Origin of the sequence: Methanothermobacter sp. KEPCO 2, from assembly GCF_041228365.1 — an archaeon.
GTDB lineage: Archaea > Methanobacteriota > Methanobacteria > Methanobacteriales > Methanothermobacteraceae > Methanothermobacter > Methanothermobacter marburgensis.
Map to the genome: position 1 here is coordinate 1,598,624 of NZ_CP166185.1, position 17,684 is coordinate 1,616,307.

Here is a 17,684-nt window from a genome sequence, read left to right on the forward strand (position 1 = left end):
CGTAAAAACAGCTGGTTTAATATTAATTCAAAAAATTCATCTTAACTGGTTAAGCCATGATAGGAAGTTTCTACACCGCCAGTTATGAATAGTCTATAATTATGATGAGGCAGTATTTAAACCTTGACATCATGGAGGTATATGGTTTGCTTGGAAGGGGATTCCCCTCAACTGAGGGGGCTCCACTTTTGTGAGGGTGCGTCCGGGATCTTCAGATGGCAGAGTTCATGAACTTGAAGTGCCTCACCCACCTTTCCAGGACCTCATCCACCGGCCCCTCGTCGGCCACAAATTTCAAACCAGCATTCTCGATTCCTATCTTCCCTTTCAGGCCCGCCTGGACGGCTATTACAACATCACAGTCCATTATGGAATCGAGAACCTTTCTCCACTGATGCTTATCACCTTCGGTGACATCAATTGCTCTCTCCTCCACGAATTCCATTTTTCCATCGCTGTAGTCGTATATTAAAAGTTTTGATGCCCTTCCAAAGTGGAGGTCCACCTCCTCCCCGTTTGAGGAGGCGACTGCTACCCTCATATTACTCCCCGCTGTGAATCCTCTTTATGAGTTCGGCCACGTTCTCCCCGAAGCGCCTTATGGTTTCGATTCCCTCATCATCATCTTCAACCTCGCCTGGAGCCCATCCAAATACCATGTTCCAGTAGGTTGAACCTGGGACTATCATGTCATTTATGAAGTAGAACATGAGGAGTTCCTGTATCGTTGCTGTGTGGCCTCCCCGCCTTGCAACAGCAATGGGGCCCCCCACCTTCCAGCTCAGGAATCCGCCTGATACCCTTGAAACCATTCCGATACGCTGGAGGGCTGACATGAGGTCGCCCCTGGCTGTGCCAAAGTAGACTGGGGTTGCAACTATCAACCCCTCGGCATCCCTTATCCTGTCGATTATCCCGTTGAGGCCATCATCGATCTTGCAGCGGTGCTTCTTTGCACAGCTGAGGCAGGCACGGCAGGACTCTATATTCATCCCCCTGAGGGATACTATCTCACATTCAACACCACGACTCTCCACCGCATCCCTGCAGTGCTCAAGGACCATCATGGTGTTACTCTTCTTCCTTGGACTTGCAGATATCATTAAAACCTTCAAGGGCATTCCTCCATATTTTCATTAACATCAGCGCCGCTCAGGGCACTCTGACAGCTACAGGCAGGGGCGCTGGGAAGCCTCAAAATCGCCCCCTCAAGTGTTTCTATAAGGTCCTCCCTCCTCTCCTCCATAACCTCAAATACCTCTTTGATGGTGAGCTTTGAGGGGGATATGGATGCAGCGTAGTTTGAGACCAGGCATATGCTTGCATAGCACATCTCGAGTTCCCTTGCAAGCACAGCTTCGGGGATTCCGGTCATCCCAACAACTGTGCCCCCCAGTGACCGGAACATCCTTATCTCGGCGGCTGTTTCAAACCTCGGCCCCTCGGTGCAGACGTATACCCCCCCATCAACTGCACCAGAGGACTCCACCAGTGCAGAGCGTAGGTCCCTGCAGTAGGGCTCTGTCATATCCACGTGGACTGTCCTCTCATCATAGAATGTTGAGGGCCTGTTTTTGGTGAAGTCCAGGAAGTCGTCCGGGACTACAAATTCACCGGGCCCTATGGATTCTTCAAGGGAACCCACAGCGTTTGTTGCCAGTATCTGCCTGACACCCAGCTTCTTCAGGCCCCAGATGTTTGCCCTGTAGTTGACCATGTGGGGCGGGCTCTCATGGCCCCTGGAGTGCCTTGGCATGAATGCCACATCCCTGTCATGAAGCCTGAAAACTGATATTTCAGGTGTTCTGCCGTATGGTGTCTCCAGAGATTCCCTTCCGATTGTCTTTCCATGCTCCACTATCTCGTATACCCCTGTGCCTCCGATGAGCCCTATCATTGATTCACCGCCAGACTATCCCTTTGCAACTCCCAGTGGAAGCATCCTTGCAACAAGCCTGGATATGCCGGTTTCATGGGCTGTCCTGACCACCAGGTCAACATCCTTGTAGGCACCGGGGGCCTCCTCTGCAACCACAGGCATGGATGTTGCCCTCACATAGATGCCCTCACTTTCAAGTTTTCTCTGAACCTCCTCTCCGCGGTAGGTTTTCTTTGCACCGGCACGGCTCATCTTTCTCCCGGCCCCGTGGGCGGTCGAACCAAAGGTTTCCTCCATTGCAACCTCTGTTCCGTGGAGCAGGTAGGATGATGTCCCCATGGTACCTGGAATTATGACTGGCTGACCGATCTTTCTGTATTCAACGGGAATCTCCTTTCTGCCCGGTCCAAAGGCCCTTGTGGCTCCCTTACGGTGGACGAAGAGCTCTGTATCACGTCCCTTTACAGTGTGGACCTCCCTCTTTGCTATGTTATGTGCCACGTCATAGACGATCTCCATCTCCATGTCCTCTGCGCTCATTCCGAAGACACTTTCAAAGGACTCCCTCACCCAGTGGACTATCATCTGACGGTTGGCCCAGGCATAGTTGGCTGCGGCTGCCATGGCCTGGAAGTAATCCATGGCCTCATCCGAGTCCACGGGGGCGCAGGCAAGCTGCCTGTCAGGTATGTTTATCTTGTACCTCCGGTATGCCTTGTCCATGAGCCTCAGGTAGTCTGAGCATACCTGGTGGCCGCATCCCCTTGAACCTGAGTGTATCATAACGGCGACCTTGCCGGGGCTCACACCGTAGGCGGCGGCTGCCTCCTCGTCGAATATCTCATCTATCATCTGGACCTCTAGGAAGTGGTTACCTGATCCAAGGGATCCAAGCTGGGGTATACCCCTCTTCTTGGCCTTATCGCTGACCTTATCTGCACTGGCATCCTCCATTTTGCCGTTCTCCTCCAGGAATTTGAGGTCCTGGTCCCATCCGTATCCATTTTCAACGGCCCATTCGGCCCCATTTTCAAGAACCTCATCGATTTCACCGGGCCTGAGCCTTATCTTTCCCTTGCTCCCAACACCGGATGGTACATTGGTGAAGAGGGTGTTTATGAGTTCCCTTATCTTTGGCCTCACATCCTCATGGTCCAGATTGGTCCTGACCATGCGGACACCACAGTTTATGTCGAATCCAACACCCCCAGGGCTTATGACTCCTGTGCGGGCGCTGAATGCCCCAACACCCCCTATGCTGAACCCGTATCCGAAGTGTATGTCTGGAAGTCCAATTGAGAACTTCTGGATCCCGGGGAGGCATGCAACGTTTGCAACCTGATCAACAGCCCCCTTCTCAAGGTCCCTGAGGGCCTCATCCTTCAGGAATATTCTTCCAGGAACCCTCATTCCCTTCTTGTATGATGTTGGAACTTCCCAGACGGATTCTCTTACCTTAACCAGATCTTCCCTTATATCCATACGCATCATCCTCTCTACTTATAAATCACAGGTCCAGAATAACTCTTGCCTTCATCAAGCCATCCTCTTCAAGGATATCCATCATGTGAAAGGTCACGGCCTTAACCTCATCACGCCTCTCATGGTGGTCCTTGATCACCTCTCCTGAGGCTGTACCGTTAAGCCGAAGACCATCATCATCTTCAGTTATCTTAACTTTGAACTTACTGAATAAAATAAATTCAGTGTCATGTATAAAGAGGAGTTCATCAAGCCAGTCATAGAGTAGCGAAACCATATCCTCGGATTTTATTTCCACCCTCCTGCTTTCCTCTGCTTTGACAAGTGATGTGTCTGTCATTATCTCGAACATTGCAAGGGCGGCGTTTTCAAACACCTCCTCGGGTGTACGGCCATAGGCCCAGTATCCTGCATCTGCAGTAACATCAAAGAATTCAAACCTTTTCATTGGAGACTCTCCATTTATCTGATTCAGAGGGCAATGATTATTTCATCCACTGGTTAGTTTTCAGATGCTCTCTATCTCTTTTTTTAAATAAATCTCCGGCGAAGATGATAGTGGAGTGGTAGTATGCACAGTCTCAGGAAACCAAACAGTATCAGGAGAAGGTTCTGGCTGCTGACGGTGGCCGGTGTTGATCCAAGGTCATTCATCTTGATTTCAGTTGTGATCTCTGTCGTAGTGTGGGGCCTTCTCATGGTGGCGGCAGGGGCCAACTCCAACTGCCCTGCGGGGGTCTGATCAGTCAAGGCACCTCTTAAGTTCCTCCCTGCTGAATCTGGGGATCACAATCCTCGAATTACCACGGACACCCTTACCTGTCAGTCTTGTGTCAATGAGCCTCAGAAATTCCAGCTTCTCAATTGTCCGGTTGAATGACGAGTAACTCGCCCCGGTCCTCTCATGGAAGAGCTCATAGAGCCTGCCGGCGGTTATGTCGTCATCCTTGGCCTCAATCATACTAATGAGAAACTCCCTTTCCTGGCTGTTGAGCGTCCTCACCGTGTGCATGAGGTTAACCGGCCCGGCGCTCCTCACAGCCCTTTCAAGGTGTTCCTCTGTTATTACAGGTGAGGCATCGGCCTCTGCAAGGTTGCCGCATACCCTCAGGAGGTCTATGCCGTAGCGCAGGTCCCCGGTATCCACGGTGTGATCGGTTATTCTCTCTATGAGTTCATCTGAGATCACGCCGGGATAGAAACCAACCCTCACACGATCTCTGAGGATATTGAATATCTCCTCCCGGGTGTACGGTGGGAATATGATCTCCTGGGGTATGAATATGGAGTTGACGTTTTTATCAAGGGCGTACCTGAATTCAATGTCAGATAGAACCGCAAATACACCGGTTCTAACACCCTCAAACACCTCATGGGCCCTCAGTATGTCGTAAAGGACCTTGTTGGCGTTTTTACTGTAAAAGAGATGGTTTATATCATCCAGGGCCACCACCAGCGCCCTGTTTTCACTGGCCAGGTGCTGCATTATCGCCTGGTAGATCCTGGAGAACGGCACACCGGTTTCAGGGGGCTGATGCCCGAATATTTTGCTGTAGATCTGTGAAAAGATACCGAATCTTGTGGTGTGAAGCTGACAGTTTATATAGCAGCAGACAACGTTTTCGGATGTTGACTCAACCATCTCAAAGATCTTCTTGATGGCGGTGGTCTTACCTGTTGCACAGGACCCCAGTATAACGGCATTCACGGGCCTCCCATTCCTCAGGGCAGGCCTTATGCAGACTGCAAGGGCCTCCATCTGGGATTCCCTGTACCTGTAGTTTTCAGGGACATAGTCCGGGTCAAAGGCATTCATATCCCTGAAGATGGTTTCATCATGAAGCAGTATATCCCTTATATCCTTCATATCCTTCACAGCTTATTTTAAATGGGCGTGTAGATTTTTTGCAGGAGCACATCAGGATCCCCAGAATGATTTATCTGGTAACGACCTAATAAGGTTTTATCTGGATCAGCCCGTATAAGAAGATATGCTGGATCATTTAAAATCAATAATTGGACTCACCTTTATTGATTGAACTTGTTGTTACATGAACTGCAAGCCCTCACAGCAGCATGAATTCAGACCCTCATAAACGCATGATTTATAACCGAGAATGCTGGCAGACATGGTATCTGGCCCTTTCTTTCATATTTCAATTGACATGGGTACCTGTGTGGCTTCCATAAAGCAGCTACCATTTCTCTATCTGAATCCTTCCATTCCTTTCAATCCACTCTATCAGTCTCTCAGCATATTCAAGTTTGAGCCTCTTAACTGGATCCGCCCTTCCTGTTTCAGAACCCATATCAGGCCTTGAGTACCTGGTTACAACCTCACCGAAATCCATCCCGGCAAGTATCACGGTTTCTGCACCGAGGGCCTCTGCAAGGAAAACGGCCCGGTCACCATCCGTGAAGCCCCCAAAATTGTATATGCATCCATAGGGGACACTCTGGGTTGTCCCTATAAGGTTCTTGAGGCGTGGCAGATACTTCCTGAGCGCCTCAAGGTTGTTGCCGTGGGCATGAACCACCAGGGAGGCCCCCCTCCTGTTGGCTTCAATTATATCCTCCATTCTACCGTCAAGGTCTGTCACGATTATATGGGGGATTAAACCCTCCTCAAGAAGCGCTGTTGTCGCGCCATCTGCCGCCACTATGGTAATATTCCTTCCAAGCATTTTGAATCTTTTAACGTGTTTCCTGAGTGATGGTCCAGCACCGAATACGATGAAGTCCATGGAGGGAACCTTCAGGATTTGGGGTCCCGGGCAGCCATGCTCCCTAAGGAAGGATTCCAGGTAGGATGCAGACTCCTCATCGGCCTTCCTGCTGAATCCAAAGTCATCAAGTATTCGACCATACCATTCGAGCCAGACTTCCATTTCCATGGGACGAATCTATCAGGGGGGGTATATGATTCTTTTGATCAGTCTGGTTCCATCCAGTGGCAGAGCCCGTCCATGTGTTCCTCCAACTTGAACTTTATGGCATCATCACATGTGTAAATCTTTTTAAATGCACGGATTAAAAATAAGTACAGGTTACAGAATCCAATTGAATCTGGAGGTTTTTTGGAAATGGATGAAACACTGCTTATGATCCCCGGGCCAACACGGGTGGCCCAGAGAGTCCTTAAGGCAATGTCAGAGAACATTGTTAACCACAGGAGCGCACTGTTCGGTAAAATACTCACTGAAACAACTGAGATGATGTCAGATGTCTTCAGGACAAACAATAAATCTTACCTGCTAACAGGGTCGGGGACAGCTGCCATGGAGGCGGCGGTTGCAAACATCATCGAACCAGGTGACAAAATCCTGAGCGTTGTTGGAGGCAAATTCGGCCAGCGGTTTGCACAGATAGTTGAGGCCTTTGGCGGGGAATCAATCAGAATAGATGTGGAGTGGGGCAGAGCCGTCAACCCCGATGAGATAGGATATATTCTTGAGGAGAATGACGATATAAAGGCAGTCACCGTTGTCCACAATGAGACATCAACCGGTGTTGCAAACCCAATAAAGGAGATAGGTAAGATAATGGCGGATTACGACGCCCTCTACATAGTTGACACGGTCTCATCCCTGGGTGGGGACGAGGTTGATGTTGACGGCTACGGCATAGACATCTGCGTGACCGGCTCCCAGAAGTGCCTTGCAGCCCCGCCTGGCATGGCAGCCATAACACTCAGTGACGACGCCTGGAGGGTTGTTGAATCAGTGGATAACCCCAGGACATACTACCTGAACCTCAAGAAGTACAGGAAGAGCGGGGATGCCGAACCACCTGAAACCCCCTACACACCAGCAGTCTCACTTATATACGCCATGCACGAGGCACTTCAGGTGATAATGGAGGAGGGACTCAGTAACAGGATAAAGAGGCATAAACTGGCAGCTGAGGCAACCAGGAATGCTGTAAAGGCCCTCAACCTTGAACTCTTCCCTGATGAATCGGTGTCATCCACCACAGTGACGGCCGTTAATCTCCCTGAGGGCGTCACCGATGGAGAACTCAGGGGGACAATGAGGAACAAGTACCACGTTGAACTCGCAGGGGGCCAGGACCACCTCAAGGGCAAGATATTCAGGATAGGCCACATGGGTAACATAACCCACAGGGAACTTATAACAACATTCTCAGCCCTGGAGATGACCCTAAGGGAGCTGGGCTTTGAAGTTGAAATGGGAGAGGCAGTGGCCGCGGTTGCTGACACCTACCTCCCTGAGGATGTCTGAACTGGATTATTTTTCTTTAATTCTTTTTTCAGGCCAAAAATTCCTTTTTTTCTTCAGTTAAGGATCTACAGATCTGGAAGCGGTATGTTCTCCTCTTCAACCATTAACTCCACGAGATAGGGTTCTCCTGAATCAAGGCCCCTCTCAACGGCCCCTGCAACTTCACCAATTTCATAAACCCTCTCTGCACCTATACCATATGCACCTGCAAGTTTAACAAAATCAGGGTTCCTCATCTTAACAGAGTAGCTTTCACCGTATTTCATCTCCTGCCACTGCCTTATAACATCAAGCTGCCCGTTGTTCAGTATGCACATGGTGATTCCAAGGTCCAGTTCAGCCACGGTCCCGAGTTCCTGCATGGTCATCTGGAAACCCCCGTCCCCTGCCACCAGCAGAACATCATCATCTGGCCTCGCAATTTTGGCACCCACTGCAGCAGGCAGGCCATACCCCATGGGTCCAAAGCCCCCGGAGAAGATGAGGCTGCGTTCCCTTAGAACCCTCCGGTGGAGGGTGACCCAGGTTGTGTGGCTTCCCGCGTCACTGACCACAACTGCATCTGGGGCCGCATCTAGGATGCTGCGGACGGCTGAGGAGGTCTTAAGGGTTTTCTCTTCACCGAGAGGTAAATCATAGAGGGGAGGATTTTTGACCCTGAAGTCATGAAGTTCCCTTAACCATCTCACAGGATGTTTAACATGAATACCATGCATCAGGAAGTCCCTTACATTCATATTTAACCTGAAATCTCCCCTCAGGACATTGGGGTCTGTATTCACGTGTATAATCCGGGGGTTACCAATCGCCGCAGAGGTCCTGTCCGAGAGCCTTGAGCCGAGCACCAGGAGAACGTCACATTCCCTTGCAGCATAGTTTCCTGTGGGAGTCCCCCTTGTCCCCGCCATTCCAAGGCAGAGGGGGTGGTCCTCCGGGAGAACACCCCTCCCACTGTAGGTCGTCACAACTGGAAACTGGTTCTCAGTGATAAACTTCCTGAACCCCTCAACGGCTCCGGCCCAGATTATGCCCGCGCCTGCCAGGACCAGGGGCTTTTCCGCTGACCTCAGAACTTCAATGGCATCACTAAGGTCTGGTGTTTTAAAGGGTGTGCTGGTGGGTTTTTCAATGGTCCCCACCCCCTCCTCAAGCACATCCTTGGGGAGGTTGATGTGCATCACCCCGGTGACTCCCCTATCAAATGCATCGAGGGCATCAAGGAGTGCGAGGGCAGCATCCTCCCCATTACGGGCGGTTCTACTTTTCTTCACAACTGGACTGAAGACACCCTCTATGTCTGCCTCCTGGAACCTGCCCCCACCTTCACCCCGGGGCAGGTCCCCTGTCAGGGCTATGAGGGGCACAGAATCGGTGTTTGCAGCAGCCACGCCCATCACAAGGTTCAGGGCCCCAGGGCCACCGGTGGCCACGCATAAACCTGGCCTTCCAGAGGCCCGGGCATAGCCATCTGCAGCATGGACAGCCCCCTGTTCGTGCCTCATGAGAACATGCTGGATCTCCGATTTTCTGAGGGCCTCGTAGAGGGGGAGTATCTGTTCACCGGGATGCCCGAATATATGGGTGAAACCTGCCTCCTCAAGTATCTCCGTGAGGATCTCTGCACACACCTTCATGACTTCAAGTATATTCTGCCAACTATTTAAATCATGAAATAGAAAATTACTGTAAGTGGGGGTTTATTATGAGCGGGCAGCTAGATTATCTCCTTAAGGAGGAACGAATTTTCAATCCAGATGACGAAACAGTTAAAAACAGCAATATAAGGATCTGGATGGATCAACATGGCATAGGGGATTATGATGAGCTCCTTGAGAGGGCCAGGTCAGATCCTGAATGGTTCTGGGATGAAATGGCATCTGAACTTGAATGGTTCAGTCCATACGAGAGGGTCCTTGAATGGGAACCACCCCATGCCAGATGGTTCACAGGCGGAAGGTTCAATATAACCTACAATGCACTTGACAGGCACGTAGCTGGCCCTGAAAAGAACAGGGTCGCCTATATATGGGAGGGTGAGGATGGTAGCGTCAGAAAGCTCACCTACTATGACCTCTACCGTGAGGTTAACCGTCTTGCCAATGCACTGAAGGGTATGGGTGTCAGGAGGGGGGACCGTGTGAGCATCTACCTTCCCATGGTACCGGAGCTTCCGGTTGCGATGCTGGCATGCGCAAGGATAGGGGCCGTTCACAGCGTCGTATTCAGCGGTTTCTGGGCCAAGGCGTTCCGTGAGAGGGCTGCAGATGCAGAGGCAAAGGTTGCAATAACTGCAGATGCATTCTACCGTAGGGGTAAGGTAATAAGGCTCAAGGAGACCCTGGACATGGTGGCAGATGACATACCATCACTTGAGAGGGTCATAGTCGTTGACAGGCTCGGGGAGGACGTGAACATGGTTGAGGGGCGGGATGTGCGCTGGGAGGATGCGCTTGATGGGATGAGTGATGAATGCCCCTGTGAGGAGCTCGACCCTGAGGACCCCCTCTTCATACTCTACACCTCTGGCACCACAGGAAAACCCAAGGGGGTGGTGCACACACATGGGGGATATGCAGTTGGTGTGAGTTCCACCTACCGGTTTGTCTTTGATGTGAAGGAAAGGGACATCTGGTGGTGTGCAGCGGATATAGGGTGGATAACAGGTCACAGCTACATAGTCTACGCCCCCCTCATTGAGGGTTCAACATCGGTTATGTATGAGGGGGCCCCTGATTACCCTGACCCTGGAAGGATATGGAGCATGATTGAAAGGTATGGTGTGACCATATTCTACACCGCCCCCACAACCATCAGGCTCTTCATGAAGTACGGGAACAAGTGGCCTGAAAAGTATGACCTCAGTACCCTCAGGCTCCTTGGATCCGTGGGTGAACCCATAAACCCTGAGGCATGGATGTGGTACCACAGGACCGTGGGTGGTGGCAGATGCCCGGTGATGGATACCTGGTGGCAGACAGAGACCGGGATGCACATGATAACACCCCTTCCTGTAACACCACTCAAGCCGGGGTCTGCAGGGAAGCCCTTCCCCACAGTGGTGGCTGATGTGGTCGATGATAACGGTGAGAGCATACGTGGAAGCGGGGGGCACCTGGTTATAAGGACACCATGGCCTGCAATGTTCAGGACACTGTTCAGGGAACCTGAGAGGTATGTGGAGGCATACTGGAGCACCTTCCCGGGGGTTTACCTCAGCGGGGATGTTGCAAGGATAGACGAGGATGGCTACTTCTGGATACAGGGAAGGGAGGATGATGTCCTCAATGTCGCAGGTCACAGGATAAGCACCGCAGAGGTTGAATCGGCCCTTGTAAGCCACCCTGACGTTGTTGAGGCAGCGGTGGTCGGAAAACCTGATATACTGAAGGGTGAGGAGATAGCGGCATTCGTGACACTCAGGGACACCGTGAAGCCGGCACCACGCCTCAAGGGCGTTCTGAGGGAGCACGTCAGGAGGGAAATAGGGCCAATAGCAAGTCCGAGTTACATTGAATTCGTTGAGGATCTGCCAAAAACACGTTCAGGTAAAATAATGAGGAGGGTTATAAAGGCCCTTATAAGGGGTGAAGACACTGGTGATCTGAGCACACTCTCAAACCCGGAGTCTGTGAAGATGCTTGAGGAGAGGCTTCAGACATTTTAATTCACTCAGTCCTCCTGGTAGCTCCCACTGTACCTCCCAGAACCCCTAACAGGGAATACAACTCCCTGCGCTATCCTTTCACCCCTCCTGATTCTGTACTCATATTCACCACAGTTCTGGACAAGGAACTGGAGCGTCCCCCTGAATCCAGGGTCCCCAACTGCGGTGTGGACCGATACAAAGGATCGCAGCAGAGTTGATCTTGGAAGGTAAAGCATGGCATAACCCTCAGGTATCTCTATTCTTCTATCCACACTCACAAGATAGGATTTCCCTGGTTCCAGTGTGTATACAGGGGGATCCAGCCTTTCAAGGGGTGGCAGATTCTTCTCATCATCAATCAGTGAACCTGGACCAGCCTGCCGGTAAACCTCATCAACACGGAGGTCAATCCCAGCCGGCTGTACCAGTTCCTTAAAATCAGGAAAAAGTCTTATTAACTCCTTTTCTCCGATCATATCTCATTCCTCTCTGTTTGATACTGTGATATAAGCTTATCCAGTTTAAGACTTATTAGATGTGACTCCATAGTTATATCTGGTGGTACCATGCCTGTTATTCAGATAAGCTGCAACAAGCTGACAAGGGAAAAGAAGAGGGAACTTGTAAAACGCATAACAGAGGTCTCAAGTGAGGTGATGGGCCTTCCTGAGTCGACCATAACAGTGCTCATAAGGGAGGTCCCACCTGAGGATGTTGGTGTTGGGGGGATACTCCTCTGTGACAGGGATTGATCAGGTTTTAATTCTCAGATGATGGGATAGATAGGAAATTCAGATTTTTTAATTTTTAGCTGGAGGAAGATCAATTAAAAATACTGTTACAGTGTCTTCCGAGGTTTTAATGGTTCTCAATTCCAGAAACCTCACAGAATCCCCGTTACGGTACTGAATACGTTCCCATCGGGAATCATCACCCCTCTCAGCTGCCCTGATCACCTCTTTTAGATCATCCTCATGAAGACCGCTGAGCACATCCTCAATACTCTCACCACCTGCAGTTTCCAGGCCGGTTAAGATTGAGGCTGCTCTATTGAGTTCAGCAAGCTGGATACCATCCCCAACCCTGAAGTTGAGTATGGCCAGAGGGGTTGATTCAAAAATTTTCCTGAATAATTCCTCCCTTCTTTCAAGTTCAGTTATCCTTTTCTCCATTTCACCAAGGACGATTTCAGATTCAAGGCGGAAGGATATGTCACCTGCAAGTTCACCCAGGAGTTCCACCTCATCAGGGTCGAATGAATCCTTCTCTGAGGAGTAAACGGTGAGTGCCCCAATGTTATCGTCCCTAAACCTGATGGGAAGTCCCATAACAGACATGTACCCCCTGCCAATAGCCTCATCCCTCCACGGCGCGAATGATGGATCATTCTCTGTATCCCTTATAATTACGGGTTTCCCCTCCTTTATGGACCTTCCTGTGGGTCCCTCACTGTACCTGCCCTCACCCCAGCTCACCCTTATGGAGTCAAGGTATCCCTCATGGAAACCGTACTCTGCAACCGGACGGACGGATCTGAATTCATCATTCTCCTTAAATCCTATCCAGGCCATCCTGTAGCCACCCACATCAACCATGATTCTACATATTTCCCTTAAGAGTTCTTCAGTATCCTTGATCCTGACTATGGCCTGGTTGCAGTCACTGAGCATCCTGAGGGAACGGTTGAGTTTCCTTATCTTCCTTTCACTTCTGTGCCTCTGGATGGCCAGTTCTATTGTGAAAAAGAGTTCCTTCTCATCAAATGGCTTTATGAGGTAACCGTATGGCTCAACCTCCCTGGCACTCTCCATGGTGGATTCCTCGGAGTGTGCCGATAGAAAAACAACAGGTATATCAAGATCCTTTATCCTCTCTGCAGCCTCAACGCCACTCATGGGACCCCTGAGGATTATGTCCATGAGAATAAGGTCTGGACGGTGTTTCTCTGCAAGTTCAACTGCAGCCTCCCCGCTGTGGGCAATTCCGATTACATCGTAACCCTGGAATTCCAGTTTCCTCTGGAGGTCCATTGCAGTTATTGCCTCATCCTCAACCAGCAGTATCCTTGCAGTCATCTGGAAACCCCCTCATGGGAAATGGAGATCGCATTGTATAAAAATAGATCACATTGTATAAAAATTTTTGGATAATGTGGAGGGATGACTGCTAATAAAATGAAAATCAGGTCAGGTAAACAGCTGATTGACCATCCATTCGGGCTGGAATTCCATGATGTCATCGTAGCCCTGCCCCGTACCAAGGAATATTATGGGCTTACGGATCATGTAACCAATGGATAATGCTGCACCGCCACGGGCATCGGCATCGGCCTTGGTGAGGATAACGGCATCTATGCCCACGGCTTCATCAAATTTGGTTGCCTGTTCAATGGCATCGTTACCTGTGAGGGCATCACCAACAAATACTATGAGGTCAGGCTTCACAACCCTCTTTATCTTGGCCATCTCATCCATGAGGTTGACGTTTGTCTGCATTCGACCTGCAGTATCTATGAGGACAACATCCTTTCCCTGGGCCTTCGCATGGGATACTGCATCGAAGGCCACTGCAGCAGGGTCAGCCCCCTTACGGTGGCTTATAATTTTAACACCAAGTTTATCTGCGTGTTCATGTATCTGCTCTATCGCCCCTGCACGGAATGTATCTGCTGCAGCCATAACAGGTTCAAGACCCATCCTCATGAAGTACCTGGCCACCTTGGCGATGGTGGTTGTCTTACCTGTACCGTTTATACCCACAAACATTATAACAAGGGGCTTCCTTTTTTCTGCAAGTTCTCTGATTTTAACGCCATCAACACTTAGAACATCCATGACGGCCTTTTTAAGGGCTTCCCTTGTGTAGTCTGAGATCTCAGTACTCCTCTTAACCTTCTTACCAACCAGCTCCTCCCTGAGTTCCTCAACGATTCTTTCAGCCACTTCAAGGGCCACGTCACTTTCAAGGAGGGCCATTTCCAGTTCCCAGAGGACGTCCTCAACGTCCTTCTCTGATATCTTCTTTTCCCTGAAAAATGAAAGGAAACCTGAGCCCTCTTCATCGCCCCGGTCGTCGGTTTTATCATCCTCTGATTCTGGAATGGGAGTCTCAGATTCTGTCCTCTCGGTTTCATCAACTGCCACAGGCTCAGGGCCGCCCTCTTCTGGGGAAACCTTCTCATCCTCAGATGGGGCTTCAGCACCTGAAGAGACCTTCTCGGTGATCTTCCCCACTGTTTCAGTGAATTTTTTCTTCAGAGATTCAAACACTTACTCCTCACTTCCCCTTACCCTTTTAAGGAGTTCCTCTGCCTGAGGAGATAGCTTAAGGATGATGTCGGTTATCTTGCGGAGGTTTTCACCCATCTTCTGGAGTGTTGCCTCAAGTTCCTTCTTCTGCGAGTCAATGGTTTTCATGGCGTCCTCAAAGTTCTTCTTTATGGCAACACCAGCACCGACACTCATTATGACCTCGCTTGTCTCCTTGAGTTCTGCCTTTATGAAGGAACCTGCACCAACAGGTACAAGGGTTTCAGAGCCTTCCTTTCCCTGGATGTCCTTCAGTGTGTTTTCAAGTATCTCCAGTTCGCTGATTGTTGCCCGGACAGCCTCCATCTGCTGCTGGATGAGTTCTGCCTGGCTCTGGTAAATGTTGAGCTGGTTAACTATCTCCTCAAGTTTCTGCTGGTCTTCCATGGGATCACCTCTGGACCAGCGCCCTGACCACCGGGTCCTCTACCTCCTCGGGTGATATCTCCTCTATCTCCTCAATCATAACCTTGCTTCTTGGAACCCTGTGTTTACTTCCGAATTCTGAGTAGAGTCTTTCGTAGATCTCCTCTTCCTTTATTGCCTTGAGTTCCTTTGTGAATGGCTGAAGTTTATCACCCATCTGGAACTTTCCTTTAACCCTAAATATCTTCGTTTTCATTTTTCATCCCTCAAGAAAACCTAAAGCTTCTTCTATCCTTGCAAGTTCGGGTCCTGTGGTTTCTTCACCCACAAGGACACCATTTGAGTTGGCTGCCGAGCAGGCACCTACCAGTGCTACCCCGTGGTTGACGGTGCCAACATCCGCCTCCACTCCCAACGCCCCCTCAATAACCCTCATCTCATCCTCTGAGGTGTGGGGGTGCAGGAGTGCTCCGCGGTTGGTCACAGCCCCCAGGGATCCTATGATGTTGAGGCCTGCAACTGTGGATACCTTAACATCAACCTCAAGAACATCCCCTATAACATTCAGGGCATCCTCTGATAGCAGTGGACTTGCGACAGCACCATTATCATTGGCCAGAACAAGGTTGCCAACTGCTGTGAACCTGTCGGGGATGCGGGTAACCTCAAGACCTGCAGCCATAAGCGCCTCAACTTCACGATCCATGGCCTGGTTTGAAACCACGAAACCGTTTGAATTTCCGGCTGAAAGCGCCCCGTTGAGGCTGCTGCCACTGAGGGATGTCCTCAGGACTTCAACTTCAAGGGCCTCCCTCAGCGCATCCTCAAATTTTGGGGATGCATTCACAGGTATGAGGGCCACACTGTCAGTTACAGAGATGTAGACTCCAAGGTTGGGGTTTCCGCCGAGGTTGATCCTTCTGATCATAATCCACCATTTTTTTATTCTTCGAGAATGGCTTCCACCACGCCGTCCTCATCCTTGACGGCTCTGACCTTTATCCTGGGGGGAATCTTCTGGATACCCCTCTCCCAGATTTTTTCGTTGATGGATTCATCAATCTTAACAGTGTCTGTCTTCATGTGTTTCATGAGAAATTCCCTGACAATCTTAACAGCCTTCGGTGCTCTTATGGTTCTTGGAACTTCCTTTGCCTTCCTAAGGGGTATAACGTAAATTCTCTCCATGTTAAGATCCCTCCTACACCTTGAGTTTGGTCCTTCTCCAGTGCCTCATCTTTGGATGGCTTCTGACCCTGTAATTGGTTTTAACCATCACCCATGCGGGCACCCTTCTGTTCTGTCTGTTAGCCTTTGCCATTCTAAGTTTTCTGGCAACATGTTTGTTTCTACTCATTCAGCATCCTCCTTGCTGTGAATCTTTCCAGCCAGTCACCCTGGTCTGGAAGTGAACGGGGAAGAATGTCTCTGATCTGCAGCCCATCTTTTCCATGAGGAGGCGAACCTCAACCTCATAGTCGGAGCTGTTTTCAGGATTACTCTTCTCCCTTTTAAGCGTGAATAACTCTGAAGCGAATCTGTTGATGGTCCTGTGACCAAAACCATCAAGGTTCACGTATTCAACATCCCTGCGGTCTTCAAGGCTCTGTATTTCATTTCTTGTAAGCTTGGGGGTCCTGTCGTCACGTCGCGTTCCATCAGCAACCAGATCGTACTCACCTGCAGCGGCCTCAACGGCGCTTCTGTGTATATGCATTATACCGTTATTGGGGAACCCATCATTTATTATCATTTCAGTGGCTTCCCTGAGCACATCCCCACTGAGTTCAAGGACCCTGTGTTTAAAGCCCAGGGCATCCGCCGCCATGGATGCGGGCCTCCAGGAATCATAGACACCAAAGTTCACAGTTACAAGTTCAGCCTGGATCCCCATCCTCTGGAGCATCACAGCCATCAGTGAGCTGTCCTTACCGCCACTGTAGAGTACGCATGCATTCATTTTCTACTGATCTTTATCTCCCTTTTTTTGCCAGAAACTCTCTTGAGCAACTCCTTGAGCTGTTCGTCTGTTATCTTTGACCTCACACGACCCATCTGGGCCAGCTGTATCAGCTGGAGTTCTATCTGATCAACGAATTCTGGCCTTGTAAGCCTCAGATTCGCAAGACGGCTGCGGGCTTCAGGGGTGAGTATCTGCATCATTATCTGTTTCTTCTGCATTTCAAGCTGCTGACGCATCTGCTCCTGGGCTTCAGTTTCCATTGCCTGCTGCTGCGCCCTCTGCTGGAGTTCCAGCATCTTTTTGCGACGTATTTCTTCGAGGTCTGTCAATTAGAAAACCTCCCAGGCCCCTTCAGGTTTTTCAGTAATTTTCAAGGCCTTCAACTTCTTTTTTTACTTCAGCAGCAGCCTTATCCAGGAATGATCGGCCTTCAGGTGTTATGACTCTCCCACCATCCTCCTTTGTTATGAGGCCTGATTCCTCAAGCTGCTGAAGGGCTCTCCTTATTATCGCACCGCTTCCCCTTCTGAACCTTTCTGGCCGTGAACCCCTATCCTTTTTACCGCCGTAGTGGGTTCTGAGGCTGTTAACACCCACAGGCCCGTCGATGTAGACCCTCCTCAGAAGGGCAGCTGCCCTCACATACCACCAGTCAGGGTTCTCGGGCCTTCTTTCCTTGTGGACACCTGTCTTGACAAAGTTAACCCACTCAGGGGATTTAACCTTACCATCCTTCTTAAGGTCCTCGGCAACCTTATTTATAAGCAGATCTGCTGGCACATCATAAACTGTAGTCATA

Annotated in this window: 23 protein-coding genes; 4 read left to right on the forward strand and 19 right to left on the reverse strand. The window is 50.1% G+C overall.

Annotation, left to right across the window (positions count from 1 at the left end):
• Positions 1–211 precede the first annotated feature (211 nt).
• Genes AB9H23_RS08475 through AB9H23_RS08495 form a run of 5 tightly spaced genes read right to left on the reverse strand, consistent with a single transcriptional unit; the run spans position 212 to position 3,809 of the window.
• On the reverse strand, positions 212–541 hold the full coding sequence (locus tag AB9H23_RS08475; protein WP_370004820.1) for a NifB/NifX family molybdenum-iron cluster-binding protein: 330 nt from the start codon (positions 539–541) through the stop codon (positions 212–214).
• Between the two features lies 1 nt (position 542).
• Positions 543–1,103, reverse strand: a complete 561-nt coding sequence (locus AB9H23_RS08480; RefSeq protein WP_370005992.1) for a flavodoxin family protein — start codon at positions 1,101–1,103, stop codon at positions 543–545.
• Between the two features lie 8 nt (positions 1,104–1,111).
• Positions 1,112–1,897: an S-methyl-5'-thioadenosine phosphorylase gene (gene mtnP / locus AB9H23_RS08485; RefSeq protein ID WP_370004821.1), complete on the reverse strand. Its 786-nt coding sequence runs from the start codon at positions 1,895–1,897 to the stop codon at positions 1,112–1,114.
• 15 nt (positions 1,898–1,912) lie between these two features.
• Positions 1,913–3,361: an RtcB family protein gene (locus AB9H23_RS08490; protein ID WP_370004823.1), complete on the reverse strand. Its 1,449-nt coding sequence runs from the start codon at positions 3,359–3,361 to the stop codon at positions 1,913–1,915.
• A gap of 25 nt (positions 3,362–3,386) precedes the next feature.
• Entirely contained in the window at positions 3,387–3,809 is a 423-nt protein-coding gene (locus tag AB9H23_RS08495) for an archease (RefSeq protein WP_370004824.1), read from the reverse strand.
• 123 nt (positions 3,810–3,932) lie between these two features.
• On the opposite strand from AB9H23_RS08495, the gene AB9H23_RS08500 reads away from it, so the two are divergent.
• Entirely contained in the window at positions 3,933–4,103 is a 171-nt protein-coding gene (locus tag AB9H23_RS08500; protein ID WP_321211452.1) for a hypothetical protein, read from the forward strand.
• Here AB9H23_RS08500 and AB9H23_RS08505 read toward each other — a convergent pair whose 3' ends face one another.
• A complete protein-coding gene (locus AB9H23_RS08505; protein WP_370004825.1) occupies positions 4,104–5,228 on the reverse strand; it encodes an ORC1-type DNA replication protein in 1,125 nt (374 codons plus the stop codon). It abuts the gene before it with no gap.
• Positions 5,229–5,556: 328 nt separating this feature from the next.
• Positions 5,557–6,255 (reverse strand): 6-hydroxymethylpterin diphosphokinase MptE-like protein, encoded by a 699-nt coding sequence (locus AB9H23_RS08510; protein WP_370004826.1) that lies wholly within the window; start codon positions 6,253–6,255, stop codon positions 5,557–5,559.
• Positions 6,256–6,444: 189 nt separating this feature from the next.
• On the opposite strand from AB9H23_RS08510, the gene AB9H23_RS08515 reads away from it, so the two are divergent.
• Entirely contained in the window at positions 6,445–7,602 is a 1,158-nt protein-coding gene (locus AB9H23_RS08515; RefSeq protein WP_370004828.1) for an alanine--glyoxylate aminotransferase family protein, read from the forward strand.
• 65 nt (positions 7,603–7,667) lie between these two features.
• Here AB9H23_RS08515 and AB9H23_RS08520 read toward each other — a convergent pair whose 3' ends face one another.
• Complete coding sequence (locus AB9H23_RS08520; RefSeq protein ID WP_370004830.1) at positions 7,668–9,236, reverse strand: thiamine pyrophosphate-binding protein; 1,569 nt, start codon at positions 9,234–9,236, stop codon at positions 7,668–7,670.
• A 68-nt stretch (positions 9,237–9,304) separates the two neighbouring features.
• On the opposite strand from AB9H23_RS08520, the gene acs reads away from it, so the two are divergent.
• Positions 9,305–11,266, forward strand: coding sequence for an acetate--CoA ligase (gene acs, locus AB9H23_RS08525; RefSeq protein WP_370004832.1), 1,962 nt, complete (start codon positions 9,305–9,307; stop codon positions 11,264–11,266).
• A 5-nt stretch (positions 11,267–11,271) separates the two neighbouring features.
• Here acs and AB9H23_RS08530 read toward each other — a convergent pair whose 3' ends face one another.
• On the reverse strand, positions 11,272–11,724 hold the full coding sequence (locus tag AB9H23_RS08530) for a deoxyuridine 5'-triphosphate nucleotidohydrolase (protein WP_370004833.1): 453 nt from the start codon (positions 11,722–11,724) through the stop codon (positions 11,272–11,274).
• 90 nt (positions 11,725–11,814) lie between these two features.
• On the opposite strand from AB9H23_RS08530, the gene dmpI reads away from it, so the two are divergent.
• On the forward strand, positions 11,815–12,000 hold the full coding sequence (gene dmpI / locus AB9H23_RS08535) for a 4-oxalocrotonate tautomerase DmpI (protein WP_237778936.1): 186 nt from the start codon (positions 11,815–11,817) through the stop codon (positions 11,998–12,000).
• Between the two features lie 48 nt (positions 12,001–12,048).
• Here the strand turns inward: dmpI and AB9H23_RS08540 are convergent, their stop codons facing one another.
• From AB9H23_RS08540 to AB9H23_RS08585, 10 genes are all read right to left on the reverse strand, one after another.
• On the reverse strand, positions 12,049–13,323 hold the full coding sequence (locus tag AB9H23_RS08540) for a GAF domain-containing protein (protein WP_370004834.1): 1,275 nt from the start codon (positions 13,321–13,323) through the stop codon (positions 12,049–12,051).
• Between the two features lie 111 nt (positions 13,324–13,434).
• Positions 13,435–14,517, reverse strand: coding sequence for a signal recognition particle-docking protein FtsY (ftsY, locus tag AB9H23_RS08545; protein ID WP_370004835.1), 1,083 nt, complete (start codon positions 14,515–14,517; stop codon positions 13,435–13,437).
• The gene (gene pfdA, locus AB9H23_RS08550) at positions 14,518–14,943 is read right to left on the reverse strand and encodes a prefoldin subunit alpha (protein WP_370004836.1); all 426 of its coding nucleotides are present in this window, start codon (positions 14,941–14,943) and stop codon (positions 14,518–14,520) included.
• Between the two features lie 4 nt (positions 14,944–14,947).
• A complete protein-coding gene (gene rpl18a, locus AB9H23_RS08555; RefSeq protein ID WP_013295033.1) occupies positions 14,948–15,178 on the reverse strand; it encodes a 50S ribosomal protein L18Ae in 231 nt (76 codons plus the stop codon).
• A gap of 3 nt (positions 15,179–15,181) precedes the next feature.
• Positions 15,182–15,850 (reverse strand): translation initiation factor IF-6, encoded by a 669-nt coding sequence (locus tag AB9H23_RS08560; protein WP_321211462.1) that lies wholly within the window; start codon positions 15,848–15,850, stop codon positions 15,182–15,184.
• A gap of 14 nt (positions 15,851–15,864) precedes the next feature.
• Entirely contained in the window at positions 15,865–16,110 is a 246-nt protein-coding gene (locus AB9H23_RS08565) for a 50S ribosomal protein L31e (protein WP_013295035.1), read from the reverse strand.
• A gap of 13 nt (positions 16,111–16,123) precedes the next feature.
• Positions 16,124–16,279 (reverse strand): 50S ribosomal protein L39e, encoded by a 156-nt coding sequence (locus tag AB9H23_RS08570; protein WP_010877221.1) that lies wholly within the window; start codon positions 16,277–16,279, stop codon positions 16,124–16,126.
• Complete coding sequence (locus tag AB9H23_RS08575) at positions 16,280–16,882, reverse strand: asparagine synthase-related protein (protein WP_370004837.1); 603 nt, start codon at positions 16,880–16,882, stop codon at positions 16,280–16,282.
• The gene (locus tag AB9H23_RS08580) at positions 16,879–17,214 is read right to left on the reverse strand and encodes a DNA-binding protein (protein ID WP_321211464.1); all 336 of its coding nucleotides are present in this window, start codon (positions 17,212–17,214) and stop codon (positions 16,879–16,881) included. The genes AB9H23_RS08575 and AB9H23_RS08580 overlap by 4 nt, the downstream gene beginning before the upstream one ends.
• Before the next feature lie 31 nt (positions 17,215–17,245).
• Entirely contained in the window at positions 17,246–17,683 is a 438-nt protein-coding gene (locus AB9H23_RS08585; protein WP_300477543.1) for a 30S ribosomal protein S19e, read from the reverse strand.
• Position 17,684: the final 1 nt, after the last annotated feature.

Excerpts from the sequence above, each read along its gene's own strand:
- AB9H23_RS08475 (WP_370004820.1), bottom strand. The coding sequence starts at position 541 with ATGAGGGTAGCAGTCGCCTCCTCAAACGGGGAGGAGGTGGACCTCCAC.
- AB9H23_RS08480 (WP_370005992.1), bottom strand. The coding sequence starts at position 1,103 with ATGATATCTGCAAGTCCAAGGAAGAAGAGTAACACCATGATGGTCCTT.
- mtnP (WP_370004821.1), bottom strand. The coding sequence starts at position 1,897 with ATGATAGGGCTCATCGGAGGCACAGGGGTATACGAGATAGTGGAGCAT.
- AB9H23_RS08490 (WP_370004823.1), bottom strand. The coding sequence starts at position 3,361 with ATGGATATAAGGGAAGATCTGGTTAAGGTAAGAGAATCCGTCTGGGAA.
- AB9H23_RS08495 (WP_370004824.1), bottom strand. The coding sequence starts at position 3,809 with ATGAAAAGGTTTGAATTCTTTGATGTTACTGCAGATGCAGGATACTGG.
- AB9H23_RS08500 (WP_321211452.1), top strand. The coding sequence starts at position 3,933 with ATGCACAGTCTCAGGAAACCAAACAGTATCAGGAGAAGGTTCTGGCTG.
- AB9H23_RS08505 (WP_370004825.1), bottom strand. The coding sequence starts at position 5,228 with ATGAAGGATATAAGGGATATACTGCTTCATGATGAAACCATCTTCAGG.
- AB9H23_RS08510 (WP_370004826.1), bottom strand. The coding sequence starts at position 6,255 with ATGGAAATGGAAGTCTGGCTCGAATGGTATGGTCGAATACTTGATGAC.
- AB9H23_RS08515 (WP_370004828.1), top strand. The coding sequence starts at position 6,445 with ATGGATGAAACACTGCTTATGATCCCCGGGCCAACACGGGTGGCCCAG.
- AB9H23_RS08520 (WP_370004830.1), bottom strand. The coding sequence starts at position 9,236 with ATGAAGGTGTGTGCAGAGATCCTCACGGAGATACTTGAGGAGGCAGGT.
- acs (WP_370004832.1), top strand. The coding sequence starts at position 9,305 with ATGAGCGGGCAGCTAGATTATCTCCTTAAGGAGGAACGAATTTTCAAT.
- AB9H23_RS08530 (WP_370004833.1), bottom strand. The coding sequence starts at position 11,724 with ATGATCGGAGAAAAGGAGTTAATAAGACTTTTTCCTGATTTTAAGGAA.
- dmpI (WP_237778936.1), top strand. The coding sequence starts at position 11,815 with ATGCCTGTTATTCAGATAAGCTGCAACAAGCTGACAAGGGAAAAGAAG.
- AB9H23_RS08540 (WP_370004834.1), bottom strand. The coding sequence starts at position 13,323 with ATGACTGCAAGGATACTGCTGGTTGAGGATGAGGCAATAACTGCAATG.
- pfdA (WP_370004836.1), bottom strand. The coding sequence starts at position 14,943 with ATGGAAGACCAGCAGAAACTTGAGGAGATAGTTAACCAGCTCAACATT.
- rpl18a (WP_013295033.1), bottom strand. The coding sequence starts at position 15,178 with ATGAAAACGAAGATATTTAGGGTTAAAGGAAAGTTCCAGATGGGTGAT.
- AB9H23_RS08560 (WP_321211462.1), bottom strand. The coding sequence starts at position 15,850 with ATGATCAGAAGGATCAACCTCGGCGGAAACCCCAACCTTGGAGTCTAC.
- AB9H23_RS08565 (WP_013295035.1), bottom strand. The coding sequence starts at position 16,110 with ATGGAGAGAATTTACGTTATACCCCTTAGGAAGGCAAAGGAAGTTCCA.
- AB9H23_RS08570 (WP_010877221.1), bottom strand. The coding sequence starts at position 16,279 with ATGAGTAGAAACAAACATGTTGCCAGAAAACTTAGAATGGCAAAGGCT.
- AB9H23_RS08575 (WP_370004837.1), bottom strand. The coding sequence starts at position 16,882 with ATGAATGCATGCGTACTCTACAGTGGCGGTAAGGACAGCTCACTGATG.
- AB9H23_RS08585 (WP_300477543.1), bottom strand. The coding sequence starts at position 17,683 with ATGACTACAGTTTATGATGTGCCAGCAGATCTGCTTATAAATAAGGTT.